Source organism: Leucobacter sp. NPDC058333, from assembly GCF_042726155.1.
GTDB lineage: Bacteria > Actinomycetota > Actinomycetes > Actinomycetales > Microbacteriaceae > Leucobacter.
This window is the reverse complement of the sequence record NZ_JBHXHV010000001.1, coordinates 1233007-1251817: the sequence shown is the minus strand read 5'-3', so window position 1 is coordinate 1251817 and position 18811 is coordinate 1233007. Positions and strand designations below refer to the sequence as shown.

Here is an 18811-nt window from a genome sequence, read left to right as displayed (position 1 = left end):
TCGTAGTGAGCAGTGCGTCACGCCGGCCCTAAGGCGCCCCGCGTCGTTTTCCGGGCTCGTCGATGTCACCGTCGATGTCACCGTCGATGTCACCGTCGGCGTCACCGTCGTGGTCACCCTCGTCTGGTGCTCGCGATGACTTGCCAGCTACGTCGATCAGTCCGTCAATGGAGATCGCTTCGGTCGAACCCTCCTGCGGTACCGACTCCCCCGCCCCAATGATCGGCGCAGGGCCGCGCCGCAGCACCGAGATCGGCGCTGTGAGCGTCTCAAGCTGCGCGCCAGGGTCATCGTCGAGCCCCGGCCGGCCCGCGTGCGTGACGCGGACGTGCGTGCCGTCACGATGGAAGCGCAGCCGTCGCTCCGAGAACAGCCACGTGAGACCGATGCCAAACGCAATCAGGCCGGCGATCGCGCTAATGACGAGCGTTGATCGCGGGCCGAGCACGTCGGCCGCAGCGCCAACGAGGGGCGCGCCGATCGGGGTGCCGCCCATCAGGATGGCCATGTAGAGCGCGAGCACTCGGCCCCTGACAGCGGGCTCCGCGGTCGTCTGCACGAATCCGTTCGCGGTGGTCAGCATCGTCGAGATGGCGAAGCCGAAGAACACGAGCGTTACCGCGAAGCTCCAGAACGAGGGCATCAGCGCGGCGATCAGACTCATGATGCCGATGCCGCCCACGGCGAGGATCACGACGCGCATCCGCGCCGAGGGCCGCCGCGCGGCAAGCAGCGCGCCTGCTAGCGACCCGATCGCGAGCACCGAGGAGAGCAAACCGTAGTCGCTCGCGCCGCGGCCGAACTCCAGCGACATCGTCGACGAGATCACCGGAAAGTTCATGCTGAACGCTCCGACGAGAAACACCATCGAGAAAATCACGAGCAGATCGTGTCGGCCGCGCACGTATCTGAACCCCGCCGAGAGCTGCCGCCACTGTGACTCACGCTGGGACGACGGCGGGGTGATCCTGCGCGTGCGAATCATGGCGAGCGCTCCGAGTACCGCGAGGAACGACACCGCGTTGATCATGAAGACCCAGCCCGAGCCGATCACGGCGATCAGCACTCCGGCAACCGCAGGGCCGACGAGCCGCGCGGAGTTGAACGAGGCCGAGTTGAGCGCGACCGCGTTCGAGGTTTGACTGTGCCCGACGAGATCCGATACGAAGGCTTGCCGTGACGTGGTGTCGAACGCGTTCACGATGCCAAGCGCCAGCGCGAACCCATACAGGTGCCACAGCTCGGCCTGCCCCGTAATCAAGAGCAGCCCGAGTCCCGCGGCCAGCAGCATGAGCAGGGACTGCGTGACCATCAGTACGCGACGACGGTCGAAGCGATCGGCTACGGCGCCGCTAAACGGCACGAGCAGCAATTGCGGGCCAAACTGCAGCGCCATCGTCGTGCCAACGGCGGCCGCGTTGGTATCCGTGAGCTCGGTGAGCACGACCCAGCTCTGCGTTGTCGCCTGCATCCACGCGCCGATGTTCGACACCAGCGCTCCGAAGAACCAAATGCGGTAATCACGTACGGAGAGCGAGCGGAACATGTTGGACACGGTGTGGGCGACCTCCTCGGCTACCCTCCTACAGTACGCCTGCCCGGGCGAAGCTGCGTTCCCGCTAGAACTTGCCGCCCATGTCAAGCAGGCGACGGATGCGCTCCGGAATCGGCGGGTGCGTCGCGAACAGGCGCTGCACCATGCCCGGCTTCAGCGGATCCGCGATCCAGAGGTGAGCCATGCTCGTCTGCTGACGCTGCAGCGGCTGGCCGTACGTCGACAGCTTGTGCAGCGCGCTTGCGAGCGCCTCTGGGTGACGGGTGGTCATGGCGCCGGTAGCGTCCGCGAGGTACTCGCGTTGCCGCGACACCGCGAGCTGTACCACCGTCGCGACGAGCGGGGCGATCAACATCGCGACGAGCCCGAAAATGAGCACCACCGGGTTGCCATTACTGTTGTTCCGCCCAAAGAATGCCATGCGCACGAGCACGTCGGCGATCATGCCGACCGCGACGACGAGGCCGTACACGATCATTGACACGCGAATGTCGTAGTTGCGCACGTGCCCGAGTTCGTGGGCCATCACGCCCTCAAGTTCGGGATCGGTCATCAGATCAAGCAGGCCAGTCGTCGCCGCCACCATCGCGTGCTGCGGATCGCGCCCGGTTGCGAACGCGTTTGGTGCCGGATCGTTGATGACGTAAACCTCTGGCATCGGAGTACCCGTCGTGATCGAGAGATTCTCAACGATGCGATAGAGCCGCGGGTTCTCGGCCTGCGTGACGCGCTGGGCGCCACTCATCGAGATCGCCTGGCGACCCGCCATGAAGTACTGAATCAGGGCGTAGATCGCCGAAACGACCACCACGGCAATGACGATGCCGGGCGAGCGATAGATATACGCCGCGAGGTATCCGAGTCCCCCAACAATGCCCAAGAAGAGCAAAATGATGAGGAAGCTGTTGACCTTGTTGCGGCGGATTGCCCGGTACACGGCCCGCCCCGGCTAGAACTGAATGCGCGGCGGCTCCGAGATCGAGGCAATGTCCTCGACCTCGAAAAAGACGCGCTCCGTGAAGCCCATGCCGCGGGCGAACAGCGTGTTCGGGAACACCTGGATCTTCGTGTTGTACTCGCGCACTCCGCCGTTGTAGAACCGGCGTGAGGCCTGGATCTTGTTCTCGGTGTCGACGAGTTCGCTCTGCAGCTGGAGGAAGTTCTGGCTCGCCTGCAACTGCGGGTACGCCTCAGCAACCGCGAAGATGCTCTTCAAGGCCTGCTGCATGTGGTTCTCGGCGGTGGACGCTTCGGCCGGACCCTGCGCCGAAATCGTCTCGGCGCGGGCCTTTGTAACCGCTTCAAAGACGCCCTGCTCATGGGCCGCATAGCCCTTGACCGTCTCAACGATCGCCGGAATGAGGTCTGCGCGACGCTTGAGCTGCACAGTGATGTCACTCCACGCCTCGTCGACGCGCACGCGAAGGGTCACCAACGAGTTGTACGTGACCCACACGTAACCGATCAACAGGACGAGAACGCCGACCACGACAAGCGTGGCAATCAATCCACCAGACATGCTCTGCATCCTAGCGTCGGTGGCGCCGAATCAGCTGGGATCGCGAGGATTCTGCGGCGCCGACCTGGCGGCTCGTCTCGCCGCTGCCCGGCGCTCGTCGCGAGCGCGCTGACGGCGTAGTTTCGCGGCGCGAATCCGCATCAGGATCGCGAGCACAATGACGACGAGGATCGTGACGACCAGTACGAACTTCGCGAAGAGCACGGGATCACCCTAGCGGTGACCGCCCGATACGCTGGTTCCATGGAAATCGAACGGTCGGATCGGCCTCCCTCGCGGGTCAACTGGCTGTTGCGGAGAGTCATGCGCTATTTCGCCGCCCCGCGCCTGAATATGCGCGAGGACTACGAAAAAGTGCGTCGGGTGCAGCGCCAGCTGGCCGTGCTCCCGGGGCCGCGCTTTCACGCTCTCGACGTCGAAATCATCTCCGCAGACGGCGACCATCCGATCCCGGTTCGCGTATTTCACCCGCGTGAACAGCGTCGCGATGAGGTGCTGCTGTTCTATCACGGCGGCGGCTGGGTCACCGGCGACATCGAGAGCTACACCCCGGCGTGCGCCACGATGGCCGACCTCACCGGGTGCGTGGTCGCGTCAGTCGACTACCGGCTCGCTCCCGAGCATCCATACCCCGCCGGCCTCGAAGACTGTCTGCGAGTTGCGCGACTGCTGCTGGCCGACCCGACGCGCGCCGGTATCGAGGCGACCGGCGAGATCGTGCTGGTCGGCGACTCCGCGGGTGGTAACCTCGCCGCGGTCGTATCGCAGCAGCTGCGCGACGAGGGCGTCGCGGGCGCGAAGCGTCAGATCCTGCTCTATCCCGTGACCCACTGGGACCACGATCCTGCGACCTCAGAGTTTGCATCAGTGCGCAACCACGGCGATGACTACCGACTCACCAATACCGAGGTGCAGGATTATTTCGACCTGTACGTTCCAGACGCCGCTCAGCGCAAGCTCCCCACGGTCGCGCCGCTCATGGCGACAGACCTCACGCATCAGCCAGACACTCTCCTGATTACAGCTGAGCTGGATCTGCTCTGTGACGAGGGTGAGGCGTACGGGGCCGCGCTTGAACGCGCGGGCAATCGCGTGCGCGTTCATCGCGTGAACGGTGCACTGCACGGATTCATCACACTGCCGAGGTTCTCGCGGTCGCTGCGTGAGGCGTACGACGTCATCAACGAATTTCTCGACGAGCGCGTGCCAGGAAAGGACGCTGAGGACGCAACATGACGCAGGCATCGTGGGCACGACTCGACAACGCTTCGAACATCTTCCTCGCGGCGCGCAGCGACGCGGATCCCAAGGTGTTTCGAATCAGTGCCGACATGGACGCCGATGTCGATGCTGAGCTGTTGCAGGCGGCGCTCGACCGCACGTTCGACCGCTACAAGCTCTACCATTCGGTGCTGCGCGGCGGGGTGTTCTGGTACTACCTGCAAGAGAGCACGCTTCGCCCGACTGTGACGCGTGAGCAATTGCACACGTGCGCTCCGCTGTACAAGGCCGATCGGCGCAATCTGCTCTTCCGGGTGATTTATCACCGTCGACGCATCAGTCTCGAGATTTTCCACGCTTTGTCAGACGGCACCGGCGCGCTGTGGTTTCTCACGGACCTGGTTCAGGCGTATCTCGGCGCGGATCGCTGCGCTGCTGCCGACGACTTTGCGAGCACGTCCGCCGACAACCTGGATCCGCACGCTGTTGGCGCTGAGCGGCCCGACACGCACCAGCTCACGACCGACAGCTTCGTTCACTATTTTCATCGCGGCAGCGAGCCCCTCGCTTCCTTCAACGCCGGCGCCGAAGACGCGACGGTTGCGCAAGCGGCGGTCGCGCGCGGGGCACTCGCAACCGCCGCGACGGCGGCGACCGACGTGGCCACCCGCACAGTTTCGACCGTCACGCGTTGGGTTCGGGCGCGGCCGAAGCGGGTGTATCGCGTGCGCGGCACTCGCACCCCCGATAACCGGCCGCGACTCGTCGAACTGACAATGCCGGCTGACCAGGTGCTCGCCCGTGCGCGAGCCGAACACGTGTCAATCACGATGTACCTGACGGCGCTGTTCTTCCTGGCCGTGCGCACGTCGGCGGGGACGCTCGGCCGATCCCGAACTCTCTCAGCATCGGTACCCATCAATCTCAGGCAGTTCTTCCCGTCGACTTCGGCGCGCAATTTTTTCGCGACAGTGCGCGTGGAGCACACTTTCGGCGAGGGTGCCGACGAGCTCGGTGACCTGTGCCGCAGCCTCGAAGCCCAGTTTCGCCCGAGGGCGACACCGCAGGCGCTTGACCAGAAGCTGCGACGGTTCATCCGGTTCGAGCAGAGCCCGATGCTGCGTATCTTCCCCCGCGTGCTGAAAGACGTGGTGCTGCGCGCGATTAACCGCGGTAACAACCGGGGGTTGAGTGTCGCGGTCTCGAACCTCGGTCGCGTCGTGCTGCCAGAGCCCGCCGAGTCGCGGGTGGGGCGAATGCTGTTTCACGTGTCGGCGGTGCGCCCGCAGTTTTGCGCGATCTCCCACGACGGGCTGTTGACCGTGAGTTTCACCTCGCCGTTCATTGAGACGGATCATGTCAGAGACTTCGTGCGGCAGCTCACCGACAGCGGCGTCGACGTCTCGGTGGCCGCGGCCAGAGCGACCGAGGCAGAACTTGCGGAGGTCGACTAGTGAGCCGGTGTACCGCCTGCGCGGCCGACATCGAGGGCCGGTGGGCTGCGTGCCCCCTTTGTGGAGAGGGCGTCACTGGTGACGCAACGCCGAGCCCGATCCCGGCAGTCCCGCTCACATTCTCACGACGACGCGTACTGAAGACCCTCTTTCTCGTGTCAGTCGCGGTGATCGTGGCATCGTTTCTCATCCAGCTCTTTTTCACGCGCGATGTCAGCGGCATCGGAGTGTGGCGCTCGGTGTGGCTCGGCGTCACGGCGATGTGGCTCGTCGTGCTCATGGCCGTGCGCAAGCGCCGAAACGTCGCGAAAGGCACCGTCTACCTCGTCACGCTCATCAGCCTCGTGTGCGTCTACTGGGACTACCTCAGCGGCTGGCACGACTGGTCGCTCACCTACGCCGTGCCCCTCGTCTGCGCGTCAGCGATCATCGCGCTGCTCATCTCAGTGCAGGTGATGCGCGTCGAGGTTGGCGAGCACATCGTCTACAGCGGGCTGACCGTCGTGCTCGGCCTCTCCCCCATCGTCTTCCTCGTCTTCGACTGGGTCACCAACCCGTGGGCGTCCTGGATCTGCATCGTGCTGAGCGCCGTCGCACTGAGCGTGCTGCAGCTCGCCCGAGGAAGCGAAATCCGCCACGAACTCGCGAAGCGGTTCAATTTGTAGGGTGGTGGTGGCGTTTTCGGTGCCAGGCCCGCTTCGCCACGCCGAGCAGAACCGGCATGAAGATGCCGAGTAGCGCCGCCGCAGCAACGTCGTGGAGGTAGTGGGCGCCTTCGAGGAGCCTCCCGGCTGCAACGAACACGGCAACGACAATCGCAGCGAGGGTCGTCCATAACCTTGCTCCGGCGAAGGCGATGACGCAGACGGCGCCGAAGGCGAGCGTCGCGTGATTCGAGGGAAACGAATAGTCGGATGCATCGCACTCACCGACGCCGGGCCACACAGTGCACGGACGAGCCTGCTGAAAAACCAGCTTGGCCAGCTCACTCATTCCGTACGCGAGCACCACTCCGATCGCGGTCGCGGCGACAACGGCGCGGGCATGAGGACGCGCCCGCCAGGACCACATCATCGCTACTGCGACACCGACTGCGAGCAGCACGAGCGCAGCGTCTGAAAGGTAGCGGGCGCCAGGAATCTCAAATCCAGCGGCTCCCATCATTCGCGTCACCGCGACACTCACACTTCCGTTGATCCCCGGAAGCAGGACCGTCACGAGAGCAATGAGAAACGCAGCCAAGAGCGGGAGTATGGGGCGACTGTGCGTAGCTGTGAGCATGACGTCATCCTCCGGGAGCCCACACCTGATCACATCATCCTCGGGTCCTATATTGGAGGCACTCCGGTACCGACTGTTGGCGGGGTCGTGCGTTGCGAAGAATAGCGCCGAGTAACCGGTGACTTGGGCGAATTGGGACGCTACCGCCAGGTACGTAGAATACGTCTGAACTGGTATTTCTTGTCCCCCCACAGGGATTCGAACCCTGACTGTACTGATTTTAAGTCGGCTGCCTCTGCCAGTTGGGCTATGGGGGGTCTGTCTTCGATTCTCGCAGATTGCGAGCGGGGTATTGTGCGGAACTCACGCCCGGCGTCGGAGTGAGCATAGAAAGAGTAAGCCCCGCCATTGGGCAGAACGGCGGGGCCTACGGTCTAGGGGGCGCCGAAGTCACCGGCGCCGAGTGCTGGCGAGTTACGCGGCGCCGAGGCGCGCGCGCAGACCCTCGAGCTGCGCGGAGAGCGCTGCCGGGAGGCGATCGCCGAACTGGGCGAAGAACTCCTCGGTCAGATCGGCCTCGGCGAGCCACGACGACGGATCGATCGAGAACAGCTCTTCGAGGTCAGCATCGGGCACGTTGATGCCATCGAGGTTGAGCTCGCCGGCCGCGGGGATCGTGCCGACCGCGGTCTCGCGACCCTGCACGGAGCCCTCGACACTGCGGATGATCCAGTCGATCACGCGCGAGTTCTCGCCGAATCCGGGCCACAGGAAGCGGCCATCGGCACCCTTGCGGAACCAGTTGACCTGGAAGATCTCGGGAGCGTTCTCGCCGAGTTCCTCGCCCATCTCGAGCCAGTGGCCCCAGTAGTCGGCCATGTTGTACCCGCAGAACGGCAGCATCGCGAAGGGATCGCGGCGCAGCTCGCCGACGGTGCCCTCCTGGGCAGCGGTCTTCTCAGACGAGATAGTCGCGCCCACGAAGACGCCGTGCTCCCACGAGAGCGACTTCGCTACGAGCGGCACGTTCGTGGCGCGGCGGCCGCCGAAGAGGATCGCGTCGAGCGGCACGCCGTTCTGCTCGTACCACTCCTGCGCAAGAGTAGGAGTCTGCTGAATCGGCACCGTGAAGCGCGAGTTCGGGTGTGCCGCGACGCGATCGCTGTCGGGGGTCCAGTCGTTGCCCTCCCAGTCGATGAGGTGAGCGGGCACCGAATCGGTCTTGCCCTCCCACCACACGTCGCCATCGTCGGTGAGTGCGACGTTCGTGAAGATCGTGTTGCCCCAGAGCGTCTCGACAGCGACGGGGTTGGTCGACTCGCCGGTGCCGGGAGCCACGCCGAAGAAACCGGCCTCGGGGTTGATCGCGTAGAGGCGGCCATCGGTTCCGGGGCGCAGCCACGCGATATCGTCGCCGATCGTCTCGACCTTCCAGCCGGGGATCGTGGGCTGGAGCATCGCGAGGTTCGTCTTGCCGCAGGCTGACGGGAACGCCGCCGACAGGTGGTACGACTTGCCGAGTTCGGTGTTCGTCAGCTTGAGCAGCAGCATGTGCTCGGCGAGCCATCCCTCGTTGCGGCCCATGACGCTTGCGATGCGCAGCGCGAAGCACTTCTTTGAGAGCAGCGCGTTTCCACCGTAACCCGAACCGTACGACCACACCTCGAGCGTCTCGGGGAAGTGCGTGATGTACTTCGTCTCGTTGCAGGGCCAGGCGACGTCCTCCTGGCCGGGCTCGAGCGGCGCGCCGATCGAGTGCACGGTGCGCACCCACTCGCCGCCGGGCAGAATGCCGTCGAGCGCGGTCTGGCCCATGCGGGTCATGATGCGCATGTTGAGCACAGCGTACGGCGAATCGGTGATTTCGATCCCGAGCTGCGTGATGGCACCGCCGACCGGGCCCATCGAGAACGGCACGACGTACATCGTGCGACCGCGCATCGAGCCCGAGAAGTAGGGGTTCAGTTCCGCCTTCATCGCGTCGGGCGCGACCCAGTTGTTCGTCGGGCCGGCGTCAGACTCGTCTACCGAGCAGATGAACGTGCGATCCTCGACGCGCGCAACATCGTCGGGATTCGAACGAGCGAGGAAGCTACCTGGCCGCAGATTCTTGTTGAGCGGGATCAGCGAGCCCGCCTCCACCATCTCGGAGGTGATGCGGTTCCACTCGTCTTGCGAGCCGTCGCACCACACCACCTCGTTCGGCTGCGTCAGCTCGGCGACTTCTGTCACCCACTGCAGCACTTCTTCGTTGGTCGTGGTCGCATCGGCGCGCACGATGTCGGCGATGGTGATCTCGGTCTCGATGGTCTGGCTCAGGCCCATGACGTTCTCCTCGGATGTGACGCTGCCGGCGCGAAATCCGGCTACATCTCCATTCTGAGAGCCCCATTCACCTCCCATTCACCATTTCGGGAAGAAAATTCCGCCCTTTTTGACATATAGTCAAGAGATGAGCTCTGAACCGCTTCCCACAACCGCCGGATTCGACGAGGCAGAACTTGATCGCCTGATTCTCGGTAAGAGGCTGCGTCACTTCAGAACGCGGGCGGGGCTGACTCTCGAGACGCTCGGAGAGCGCGTCGGCGTCGTCGCGAGTCAGCTGTCGCTCGTAGAGAATGGACGCCGCGAGCCGCGGCTCGGGCTGCTCCAGAACATCTCCCGGGAGCTCGGCATCGAAGTCGCGGAGCTGCTCAAACGCGAGGCGCCGGATCGCCGCAGCACGTGGGAGGTCGAACTCGAACGCGCACAGTCGTCGCCCACCTACTCGCGTCTCGGGCTCCCCTACGTGCGCACTCCGCGCACGCTTCCCGACGACACGCTTGAGGCGCTCGTTGGCCTGCATCGGGAACTGGCCCGGCGATCCCGCGCTGCGGCGACGACCTCGGAAGAGGCGAGGCGCGCGAACACGGCGATCCGCCTGCAGATGCAGGAGCGCGACAATTACATCCACGACATCGAGCTCGTGGCCTCCGACCTCATGCGACGCATCGGCCACTCAACGGGTGCCGTAACGCACCGCCAAGTTGCGATGCTCGCCGAAATGCTCGGATTCGACCTCATCTTCGTCGACGACCTGCCCTCGAACACGCGAAGCATCACCGATCTCGAAAATGGCCGCATCTATTTGCCGCCCGCGTCGATCCCCGGCGGGCACGGCCTGCGTTCGCTCGCGCTGCAGGCAATGGCACACCGAGTGCTCGGTCACTCCGAGCCAGCAAGTTATGCCGAATTTCTCCAGCAGCGGCTCCAGATTAATTATTTTGCCGCCGCGTGCCTCATCCCCGAGGCCGGCGCCGTTGATTTTCTGCAGCAGGCAAAGCGGAACCGAAATCTCGCGATTGAAGACTTCAGAGACGCGTTCGGGGTCACGCACGAGGCTGCCTCGCACCGCTTCACGAACCTCGCAACCCAGCATCTCGGCCTGCGCGCACACCACTACCGGGCCGATGGCGCCGGGGCGATCGTGCGCGGGTACCAGAACGACGGCCTTCCCTATCCCGCCGACGATTCAGGCTCGATCGAGGGCGAGGTGCTCTGCCACAAGTGGGGCGGGCGCACCGCGTTCAGTCGCACCAACCGCACGAGTGAGTTCTACCAGTACACCGACACCCCGGCTGGCACCTTCTGGTCGAGCGTGCAGAGCGGCGACGCCGAACTCGGCCCGTTCGCTATTGCCTGTGGGGTCGCGTTCGACGACGCAAAGTGGTTTCGCGGCCGCGATACGACCGAGCGTCAGGTCTCGACGTGTCCGGATCCGGCGTGCTGCCGCACGCCGCGCCCGGAGCTGCTGACCCGTTGGGCTGGCAAGGCGTGGCCGAGTGCGCGCATGCACGCACACGTGCTCTCACCCCTCCCGACCGGCACCTTCCCGGGCGTCGACGACACTGAAATGTACCAGTTCCTAGCGAAGCATGCGCCGGAAAATTAGGGCAGAAGCGCCGCTTCTGACTTTTCCGGCGCGGGCCCTACAGGGCCCGGAGGCTCAGGCCGTGCGCTCGATCGCATTCAGTCCATCCGGAGACCACCGCTCCGACCGCTTCACCAAAAACACCGCGACGATCGCGAACAGCACGTACACGAGGCTGAACAGCCCTGCTAGCTGGTTCAAGTGATCTGACCCCGCAGCGGCACCGACGCCATCGATACCGCCCGTCGCAAGGATCGTAGTCGGATCGGTTGCTGCGTGAAGCAGAATCACCCAGGCGAGTCGGCCGGTGACACGGAGCGCGAGATACATCATTGCGCCGAATCCGAACGCGTACGCAACCGTGGCAGCCACTGTTGCGAGGGGCTGCCCGGTAACCGCGTTTCCGGCGTGCAAGCTCGCGAACAGTGCGGACGAAAGAAGAAACACCGTTCGCTCCCCCGATCCACCCTTCCGGAGGAGGGTCACGAGGAAACCTCGAGTGAGCAGCTCCTCGGCAAATCCGATACAGAGTCCGGCGAAGAGAAGTACCAGCACGCTCGACACCGTCCAGGCCGACCAACCGGTCGCGAACAGTCGAATCACGACGGGCGCAATCACGAGGACGACAGCCAACCACATCCACGGCCGACCGCTGACCGGCTGTCGGGTAAAAAGCTCTCGAAGCCAACCGAGCGACCACGCAAGCGCGACCAGGAGTAGCGAGGCGATCATGATCGGCAGCGCGACCGCACAGAAAATGCTCTGCGGCGTACCTAAAGGATCGCCAGCATCAATGAACTCGGCAAACACTGTGCTCGTGCCGAGCCCGATGAGCTCGTAGACGCCCCAGTACGTGGCTGTGAGTAACAATGCTCGCCACCACCCGCCGCGATTCCAGAACCGCTTCCACGCAGATTGTTCGTCGATCATGTGACCCCCGGTCGTCGCGACCACCATCTATCCCCCGCCCAATACTACGTGCGCCCTCCCGGCCCTCAAGCCCAAGTACCTCAGCCTCTACCCCTGCCCCACCCCCACCCCCGCCCCTCGCGGGTGAGCAATTTTCGTCACTTCAGCCCGAAATCCTGTCAAAAATTGCTCACCCACGGGGGTGGCGGGGAGGGTGGAGAGGGAAGGAGCTTGCGCGGGCATGAAAGAACCCCCACAGCCTGGGCTACGGGGGTTCTTACTTGTCAGGGGGCGCTTACGCCTTCGGGCGTGAAGCGAACTCTTCGAAGATTTCGCGGGGCTGCTGCACAGCCTCGATGTTGACGATGTCGCGGCCCAAGAAGAAGTGGCCGACCCATCCGCCGAACACGCGCCACTTGCGCTCCCACGAGGGGATCGCGAGGCCGTGGTAGAAGCGGTGCGCGAGCCACGCGAAGTAGCCCTTGAGCGCGAAGTTGCCCGACTGGAAGACGCCCGTGTTCACACCGAGACCAGCGACGGCTCCGGCGTTCTTGTGGTTGTACTCCGCGATTCCCTCGTTGCGCAGTTCGGCAACGATGTTCTTCGCGAGCAGCTTGCCCTGGCGCACAGCGTGCTGAGCGTTCGGCACGCAGAAGCCGCCGGGGCCAGGGGTCGCCGAGATGTCGGGGGTCTGCGAGGTGTCGCCCGCGGTCCACGCACCCTGGAGGGCCTCGCCCGCCTCGGTCATGATGCGCAGTGACGGGCTACCGATGACGTGGCCACGAGGCCCGATCGGGAGGTCGGTGCCGCGCAGGAACGGGCGGGGCATAACGCCCGCGGTCCAGACGATCAGGTCAGACTCGTACGACTCGCCGGTCGACAGCTCCATCTTGCCATCGAGCGCCGACGAGAGCTGCGTGTCGAGGTGGATCTGCACGCCGCGGCGCGTCTGATCCTTCACAACCCAGTCAGCCGTCTGCTGCGATACCTCTGGCATGATGCGACCCATCGCCTCGACGAGGTGGAAGATCGTCTCGTCGAACGTGATCTCCGGGTACCGACGCAGCAGTGCGGTCGCGAACGAGCGCAGCTCGGAAATCGTCTCGATGCCGGCGAAGCCGCCACCAACGACGGTCACCGTGAGCAGGCGTGCGCGCTCAGCCGAGCCCTTCGGGAGCGACGCTGCGCGCTCGAAGTTGCCCACCATACGGTCACGCACGGCCACGGCTTCTTCAATGGTCTTCATGCCGATCGCGTTGTCGGCGATGCCGGCGATCGGGAATGTGCGCGACACCGAACCGGTGGTCACGACGATGTGGTCGTATGCGAAGTCGAACGCCTCGCCCACATTCGGGGTGATCGTCACGGTCTTGGTGGCGTGTGAAATGCCGGTGACCTTGCCGGCGATGTTCGCCGTGCTCTTCAGATGCCGACGACGAGCAACAACCGCGTGGCGGGGCTCAATCGATCCCGAAGCGACCTCGGGAAGGAACGGCAGGTACGCCATGTACGGCAGCGGATCAACGATGGTAACTTCGGCCTCACCAGCGCGAAGCAGCTTCTCGAGCTTCCATGCGGTGTAGAAGCCGGCGTAGCCGCCACCAACGATCAGAATCTTCTTCGCCACGAAGCGATCTCCTTGCAGCAATCAGGGCCGGGCCCGCATCGCGGGCGCAAAAAATAGCGGACGAAACGCCCGCTACATCAGCTTACCGCCTTTTCCCAGCATCAAATGACGCCAGAAACACTTCGATCCGGTGAGATTCGAGCAGAATCAGCGGAGGATCAGCAACCGATCAGCCGGCCCAGCCGCTGCGCTCGAGCGCGAGGTCACCGATCGGGTTTACGCCGGGGCCCGCAGCGAGGGCGTGTCCCATCAACGCGTGCAGGCACTTCACGCGCGTCGGCATGCCCCCCGAGCTCACGCCCGCGACCTCTGGCACCTCGCCGACGCTGTCGCGGTCGGCAATGAACTGCTCGTGGGCACGCTGATACTGCGCACGAATCTCAGGGTCTTCCGCGAGCAACTCGTTGTACTCGTTCATCACGCCAGCAGCTTCGAGACGCGATGCTGCCGCCACAGCTTCTGGGTGGCACAGGTAGTAGAACGTGGGGAACGGCGAGCCGTCCGGAAGCCTCGGAGCCGTGGCGACCACCGCGGGGCTGCCGTCAGACGCACGCGCCGCAATGCCGACGACGCCGCGGGCCTCGCGACCGAGCTGCTCGGTCACCGCCGCGATGTCTGCTGCGGTCGGTTCGGTGTAGGGCGGGCGGGTCATTGCGTGGTCTCCTTGGGTGGGGCGTCGGTTGTGCCGGCGCTCAAAAACGATGACGAGAGGTTACGCGCCCAGTTACTGGGGATACGCGACAACTCAGCGTCGGGCTCCTCGTCGGATTCGAGCGGCAGCACGACGTCGTCGATCACGTTGAGCTGGGTCTCCCCTGGCATCACGTAGAAGAGGCGATCCCGCGCCTGTGAGCGCACATACACGGGATCTTTCCACTTCGCCCGCTCGGCGTCGATCTCATTTACGGCCTCTTGGCGCTGCTGCACGCTCTCGCGCAGCTCGGCGATCTCACGCCGCTGCTGCACAAACGTCGACAGACTGGGGCTCACGATCACGGCGCCGGCAAGCACCAGCAGGACGACGACCACGGTGAAGCCGCTAAAACGCAGGCTTGAGGCCCACGTCCCAACGTCGTCAATCCAGCGCTTCACCGTGTCGTCGTCTCCGTGCTATCGCCGAGTTAGGCGGTAAAACGCGGGAAAGCTCCGCGGCCAGCGTACTTCGCAGCACCGCCGAGTTCTTCTTCGATGCGCAGCAGCTGGTTGTACTTCGCTACTCGCTCAGAGCGCGCCGGAGCACCGGTCTTGATCTGGCCGCAGTCGGTGGCAACCGCGAGGTCAGCAATCGTGACGTCTTCGGTCTCGCCTGAACGGTGCGACAGAATCGCGGTGTACCCCGAACGCTGCGCGAGCTGCACGGCGTCGAGTGTCTCGGTCAAGGTGCCGATCTGGTTCACCTTGACCAGCAGCGAGTTAGCCGCGCCCTTCGCGATGCCATCGGCGAGACGATCGGGGTTAGTCACGAACAGATCGTCGCCGACGAGCTGCACGCGGTCACCGATTTCGTCGGTGAGCTGCTTCCAGCCGTCCCAATCGTCTTCTGCCAGAGGATCTTCGATCGACACGAGCGGGTAGCGGTCGAGCAGATCGGCGTAGTACGCCGACATTTCAGCTGCCGTGCGCTGCTTACCCTCGAACGTGTACACGCCGTTCTCGAAGAACTCGGTCGATGCGACGTCAAGTGCTACGGCGACGTCGCGGCCCGGCTCGAGGCCGGCGCGCTTGATTGCCTCGACGATGAGATCGAGTGCCGCAGAGTTGTGCGGCAGATCCGGAGCGAAGCCGCCCTCGTCACCGAGCGCCGTTGCGAGACCCTGCTCCTTGAGAATGGCCTTCAGCGCGTGGTACACCTCGACGCCCCAGCGGAGCCCCTCAGAGAATGTCTCGGCACCGAGCGGCACCGCCATGAACTCCTGAATGTCGACGCCGGTGTCTGCGTGGGCGCCACCGTTGATGATGTTCATGAGCGGCACGGGCAGCGTGCTCGCGTTCGGGCCGCCGAGGTAGCGGTAGAGCGGAAGCTCGGCCGCCGATGCGGCGGCGTGCGCCACTGCGAGGCTGACACCGAGAATGGCGTTGGCGCCGAGGCGCTCCTTGTTGGGGGTACCGTCGACCTCCTTCAGCGTCTCATCGATGATGCGCTGATCGTCGGCGGCGAAGCCCTCGATCGCCGGTGCGAGCTCGTCAAACACGGCGTCAACGGCGCGGGTAACACCCTTGCCGAGGTAGCGGTCTTCGCCATCGCGAAGCTCGTACGCTTCGAACGCTCCGGTCGATGCTCCCGAGGGAACCGCTGCGCGGCCCACTGAATCGTCGGTCAAGCCGACCTCGACCTCAACGGTCGGGTTGCCACGCGAATCGAGAATCTCTCGGGCGATCACTGCGTCGATAAATGCCACTATGCGCTCCTTGAAAAGGGTCAGGTGCCGGGTGAAGCAAAGGGTGCGGCGGGGATTTCCCGCCGCACACCAGTCTAGGGCAATCGCCTCTTAGGAGTCCGGCTGCTCGAACGCGTCTGGGCCCTGCTCGGCGGCTACCGGATCCATGTACAGGAATCCGAGTGAGTTGCCATCGGGGTCGTCGAGATCGCGGGAGTACATGAAGCCGAGATCCTGAACCGGCTTCGGTTCGGTGCCACCGGCCGCGAGCCCCTTCGCCAGGATCTCGTCGACGGCCTCACGCGACTCGCGACTGAAAGCGAGTGACACCTGCGCCGACTCGTGTGCGTTGACGATCTGCTTGTCGGTGAATGTCGAGAAGTACTCCCGAGTCAGCACCATGAAGAAAATCGTCTCGTCCCAGACCACGCAGGCAGCGTTATCGTCTGAGAAGTTCGGATTAATTTCGCAGCCGAGTGCCGTGTAGAACGCCTTCGAGCGCTCCAGATCGTCGGTTGCGATGTTCACAAAAAGCTGTGTGGTCATGCGGTACCTCCCGGGGTCAGGCCGGCCCAGCGAGACGGCGCACAGGTAAGCGTGTCACCGCGAGGGTCCGCCGTCAATACGACACAGCTTGCGCACAGAACTTCTACACCTGACGGCTGGGTTACTCGGCGAGGTTCCTGAACTCGAGCGCGTCCACGTCAGAGACTCCCGGGCGCACGTTTGCGACGCTCGCGAATCCATCGGCGACAATGCGCGCCAGCAGTGCCTTCATGTTTTTCTGTCGCTTCTCGAGTCGCACACGGTGGCCGCGCGCGATCAGGTCTCGTTTGAGCTGCAAGAGATCGACGAGCTCTGCATCGGCATCGGCGATGAGCGCGACGGACTGCGGGCCGGTCGATTCTGGCAGTTCGATGAGGTCAACCACACGCTCGAAACCGATCGAGAATCCAACCGCTGGCACGTCCTGTCCAAGGAACCGACCGATCATGCCGTCGTAGCGCCCGCCGCCGCCGACCGAGCTACCGGAGCCCGGGTGCGCAACCTCGAAGATAGTGCCCGTGTAGTAGCCCATGCCGCGGACAAGCGTCGGATCAAACCGCACCGCGACGCCCTCGGGCAGACCCCCCGCGAGCGCCGCGCCGAGCTCGGCGAGGCTCGCAACCCCCGCCTCAGCTGCGCCTTCGGGCAGCACCGACTCGATCGCGGCGCGCGTGAGTTCGATGCCGGGGATGCGATCTGCGGCGGTTGCCGCGTCGGCGCTTGCGGTGTCGGCATTTGCCGTGTCGGCGCTTGCCGCGCCGGCGAGGGCAGGCTCGACCGCGGAGAGCACCTCACTCATGCGTCCAGCGGCCAATTCGTCGATGGCTCGCAGTTCGTCGGTGACGCCCGCGACGCCAATCTTGTCGAGCTTGTCAATGATGATGAGCGCGTGATCGTGAGTTTCAGCGGCGAAGCCGCAGTGCTCGAGCAAGCCGAACAAGATACGCCGGTCATTCACCCGAATGACGCAGCCGGTCAGCCCGAGCGCCGCGAGCGTCTGCGAGGTAGCCGTGATGAGCTCGATCTCAGCGAGCAGTCCCGATTCGCCGATGATGTCGATATCTGCTTGAACGAACTGGCGATACCGGCCCTTCTGCGGACGCTCTGCCCGCCACACGGGAGCGATCTGAATTGAACGGAACACCGGCGGCAGCTCAGCACGGTGAGAAGCGTAAAAGCGAGTGAGCGGAACCGTGAGATCAAACCGCAGCCCGAGGTCAGCGAGCTGCTCGGCATCGCCGGTCTCGGCGGCAGCAGCGAGAACTTCAGGCTTGATCCCACGCTTCAGGATCGAAAAGCTGAGCTTCTCGTTGTCGCCGCCGAGCCCGGCGTGCAGTCGTGCGTAGTCCTCAACGACCGGCGTCTCGATCTCGTCGAAACCGTGGGCGCGGTAGACGCTCCTGATTATGCCGAGCGCGTGCTCGCGGCGCGCCTTATCTGCGGGCAGAAAGTCGCGCATGCCGCGCGGCGGATTCACGGTGTTGGCCATGGTCCCCCATTCTTCCACGCCCACCGCCGGTGTTGCGCCGCGCGGGGATGTTCTGAGCGCCGAGCCCCTCCCCCTACGCCGAGTCCCTATCGGAAATGCGTTGGATCGCGAGGGGCTCGGCGGGGAACGAGGGGCTCGGCGGGTTGGGAGGGGCTCGGCCGACCGGCAACCGGTCGACCAACCGTCCGCGCTAGTCGTGCAGCACTCGTGCCGCAAGGCGGTCGACCGCGAGGCGCAGCGCGCGATCCGGATCGACACCCGCCCGATTCGCCCGCATGATCATCGCGAGCATCGCGTCGCCGAGGCCAAACTCCGCGAGGCGTTGTTCGTCCGGACCGATGACGGCGGCGAGCGGATCCTCTGGCGAGGCGTCTCCCGCACCCGGATCGACCAGCCCTGCGCGTTTGAGTCGCTCGACGACCTTTGCCGCGCGGGCCAGCGTCGGCATGCCCGACGGGATTCCCTCGAGTGGCCCGCGCGATCCGCGTTCCTCCCCCGCCGCGTCCTCTTTCAATCGTTCCCATTCGGCGTGGAGCTCGTCAACGGTCATGTATCCGCGATCACCAAACACGTGCGGGTGTCGGCGCACGAGCTTGTCGTTCAACGCGGCAGCGACACCGTCGAAGTCGTACCCCTCGCCATCCCGCTCTGCGATTGCCGCGTGGAACAGCACCTGATAGAGCACATCTCCCAGCTCAGACTGCACCTCGTCAGCGGGCAGCTCACGCTCGATCGCGTCGATGAATTCCGAGGTTTCCTCAACGAGAAACTGGGTGAGCGATTCATGGGTCTGCACTTCGTGCCAGGCGCATCCGCCGGGAGACACCAGTCGGCGCATGGTTTCCATAAGCGCATCGAACGGATTCGGACGGGGGTCGCTCACAGCGTCGTTCGTCATACCGACCCACCCTATCCCCCGCGCCCGAGCTGAATATTGCCTGATAACCTAATGCCGTCCCCGGGGAAAATCGGTAGGGGCATC

Annotated in this window: 18 protein-coding genes and 1 tRNA gene; 4 read left to right on the top strand and 15 right to left on the bottom strand. The window is 64.6% G+C overall.

The window, feature by feature from the left end; all coding sequences use genetic code 11:
- Window positions 1-28: 28 nt before the first annotated feature.
- The 4 genes from ACFWHR_RS05875 to ACFWHR_RS05860 form a co-directional block, all read right to left on the bottom strand.
- Entirely contained in the window at window positions 29-1546 is a 1518-nt protein-coding gene (locus ACFWHR_RS05875) for an MFS transporter (RefSeq protein WP_382447757.1), read from the bottom strand.
- Window positions 1547-1619: 73 nt separating this feature from the next.
- A complete protein-coding gene (locus tag ACFWHR_RS05870; protein WP_382447330.1) occupies window positions 1620-2492 on the bottom strand; it encodes a M48 family metallopeptidase in 873 nt (290 codons plus the stop codon).
- A gap of 12 nt (window positions 2493-2504) precedes the next feature.
- Entirely contained in the window at window positions 2505-3074 is a 570-nt protein-coding gene (locus ACFWHR_RS05865; RefSeq protein WP_382447329.1) for a LemA family protein, read from the bottom strand.
- A 30-nt stretch (window positions 3075-3104) separates the two neighbouring features.
- Complete coding sequence (locus ACFWHR_RS05860; RefSeq protein ID WP_382447328.1) at window positions 3105-3278, bottom strand: hypothetical protein; 174 nt, start codon at window positions 3276-3278, stop codon at window positions 3105-3107.
- A gap of 39 nt (window positions 3279-3317) precedes the next feature.
- Here ACFWHR_RS05860 and ACFWHR_RS05855 point away from each other — a divergent pair, with 39 nt between their 5' ends.
- The 3 genes from ACFWHR_RS05855 (at window position 3318) to ACFWHR_RS05845 (ending at window position 6414) form a co-directional block, all read left to right on the top strand.
- Window positions 3318-4310, top strand: a complete 993-nt coding sequence (locus ACFWHR_RS05855) for an alpha/beta hydrolase (protein WP_382447327.1) — start codon at window positions 3318-3320, stop codon at window positions 4308-4310.
- The gene (locus tag ACFWHR_RS05850) at window positions 4307-5749 is read left to right on the top strand and encodes an alcohol acetyltransferase (protein ID WP_382447326.1); all 1443 of its coding nucleotides are present in this window, start codon (window positions 4307-4309) and stop codon (window positions 5747-5749) included. Before ACFWHR_RS05855 ends, ACFWHR_RS05850 begins: the two co-directional genes overlap by 4 nt.
- Before the next feature lie 155 nt (window positions 5750-5904).
- The gene (locus tag ACFWHR_RS05845) at window positions 5905-6414 is read left to right on the top strand and encodes a DUF6320 domain-containing protein (protein WP_382447325.1); all 510 of its coding nucleotides are present in this window, start codon (window positions 5905-5907) and stop codon (window positions 6412-6414) included.
- On the opposite strand, the gene ACFWHR_RS05840 is transcribed toward ACFWHR_RS05845, so the two are convergent.
- The 3 genes from ACFWHR_RS05840 to ACFWHR_RS05830 form a co-directional block, all read right to left on the bottom strand.
- Entirely contained in the window at window positions 6404-6991 is a 588-nt protein-coding gene (locus ACFWHR_RS05840; protein WP_382447324.1) for a phosphatase PAP2 family protein, read from the bottom strand. The two genes, ACFWHR_RS05845 and ACFWHR_RS05840, sit on opposite strands and share 11 nt — an antisense overlap.
- A 222-nt stretch (window positions 6992-7213) precedes the next feature.
- Window positions 7214-7287, bottom strand: a tRNA-Leu gene (locus ACFWHR_RS05835).
- A gap of 157 nt (window positions 7288-7444) precedes the next feature.
- On the bottom strand, window positions 7445-9295 hold the full coding sequence (locus ACFWHR_RS05830; protein WP_382447323.1) for a phosphoenolpyruvate carboxykinase (GTP): 1851 nt from the start codon (window positions 9293-9295) through the stop codon (window positions 7445-7447).
- 127 nt (window positions 9296-9422) lie between these two features.
- Here ACFWHR_RS05830 and ACFWHR_RS05825 point away from each other — a divergent pair, with 127 nt between their 5' ends.
- A complete protein-coding gene (locus tag ACFWHR_RS05825) occupies window positions 9423-10901 on the top strand; it encodes a helix-turn-helix domain-containing protein (protein WP_382447322.1) in 1479 nt (492 codons plus the stop codon).
- A gap of 54 nt (window positions 10902-10955) precedes the next feature.
- On the opposite strand, the gene ACFWHR_RS05820 is transcribed toward ACFWHR_RS05825, so the two are convergent.
- The 8 genes from ACFWHR_RS05820 to ACFWHR_RS05785 all read right to left on the bottom strand — a co-directional run bounded on the left by ACFWHR_RS05820 (window position 10956) and on the right by ACFWHR_RS05785 (window position 18727).
- A complete protein-coding gene (locus ACFWHR_RS05820) occupies window positions 10956-11810 on the bottom strand; it encodes a CPBP family intramembrane glutamic endopeptidase (RefSeq protein ID WP_382447321.1) in 855 nt (284 codons plus the stop codon).
- Between the two features lie 274 nt (window positions 11811-12084).
- Entirely contained in the window at window positions 12085-13416 is a 1332-nt protein-coding gene (locus ACFWHR_RS05815; RefSeq protein WP_382447320.1) for an NAD(P)/FAD-dependent oxidoreductase, read from the bottom strand.
- 169 nt (window positions 13417-13585) lie between these two features.
- Window positions 13586-14068: a DUF501 domain-containing protein gene (locus ACFWHR_RS05810; RefSeq protein ID WP_382447319.1), complete on the bottom strand. Its 483-nt coding sequence runs from the start codon at window positions 14066-14068 to the stop codon at window positions 13586-13588.
- Window positions 14065-14508, bottom strand: coding sequence for a septum formation initiator family protein (locus tag ACFWHR_RS05805; protein ID WP_382447318.1), 444 nt, complete (start codon window positions 14506-14508; stop codon window positions 14065-14067). Before ACFWHR_RS05805 ends, ACFWHR_RS05810 begins: the two co-directional genes overlap by 4 nt.
- 29 nt (window positions 14509-14537) lie before the next feature.
- Window positions 14538-15815 (bottom strand): phosphopyruvate hydratase, encoded by a 1278-nt coding sequence (gene eno / locus ACFWHR_RS05800; RefSeq protein ID WP_382447317.1) that lies wholly within the window; start codon window positions 15813-15815, stop codon window positions 14538-14540.
- A gap of 90 nt (window positions 15816-15905) precedes the next feature.
- A complete protein-coding gene (locus tag ACFWHR_RS05795; protein ID WP_382447316.1) occupies window positions 15906-16340 on the bottom strand; it encodes a VOC family protein in 435 nt (144 codons plus the stop codon).
- 121 nt (window positions 16341-16461) lie between these two features.
- Window positions 16462-17829, bottom strand: a complete 1368-nt coding sequence (gene hisS / locus ACFWHR_RS05790) for a histidine--tRNA ligase (protein WP_382447315.1) — start codon at window positions 17827-17829, stop codon at window positions 16462-16464.
- Window positions 17830-18019: 190 nt separating this feature from the next.
- On the bottom strand, window positions 18020-18727 hold the full coding sequence (locus ACFWHR_RS05785) for a MazG nucleotide pyrophosphohydrolase domain-containing protein (RefSeq protein ID WP_382447314.1): 708 nt from the start codon (window positions 18725-18727) through the stop codon (window positions 18020-18022).
- Between the last annotated feature and the right edge of the window lie 84 nt (window positions 18728-18811).

Excerpts from the sequence above, each read along its gene's own strand:
- ACFWHR_RS05865 (WP_382447329.1), bottom strand. The coding sequence starts at position 3,074 with ATGTCTGGTGGATTGATTGCCACGCTTGTCGTGGTCGGCGTTCTCGTC.
- ACFWHR_RS05850 (WP_382447326.1), top strand. The coding sequence starts at position 4,307 with ATGACGCAGGCATCGTGGGCACGACTCGACAACGCTTCGAACATCTTC.
- ACFWHR_RS05855 (WP_382447327.1), top strand. The coding sequence starts at position 3,318 with ATGGAAATCGAACGGTCGGATCGGCCTCCCTCGCGGGTCAACTGGCTG.
- ACFWHR_RS05820 (WP_382447321.1), bottom strand. The coding sequence starts at position 11,810 with ATGATCGACGAACAATCTGCGTGGAAGCGGTTCTGGAATCGCGGCGGG.
- ACFWHR_RS05785 (WP_382447314.1), bottom strand. The coding sequence starts at position 18,727 with ATGACGAACGACGCTGTGAGCGACCCCCGTCCGAATCCGTTCGATGCG.
- ACFWHR_RS05830 (WP_382447323.1), bottom strand. The coding sequence starts at position 9,295 with ATGGGCCTGAGCCAGACCATCGAGACCGAGATCACCATCGCCGACATC.
- ACFWHR_RS05795 (WP_382447316.1), bottom strand. The coding sequence starts at position 16,340 with ATGACCACACAGCTTTTTGTGAACATCGCAACCGACGATCTGGAGCGC.
- hisS (WP_382447315.1), bottom strand. The coding sequence starts at position 17,829 with ATGGCCAACACCGTGAATCCGCCGCGCGGCATGCGCGACTTTCTGCCC.
- ACFWHR_RS05875 (WP_382447757.1), bottom strand. The coding sequence starts at position 1,546 with ATGTTCCGCTCGCTCTCCGTACGTGATTACCGCATTTGGTTCTTCGGA.
- ACFWHR_RS05825 (WP_382447322.1), top strand. The coding sequence starts at position 9,423 with ATGAGCTCTGAACCGCTTCCCACAACCGCCGGATTCGACGAGGCAGAA.
- ACFWHR_RS05810 (WP_382447319.1), bottom strand. The coding sequence starts at position 14,068 with ATGACCCGCCCGCCCTACACCGAACCGACCGCAGCAGACATCGCGGCG.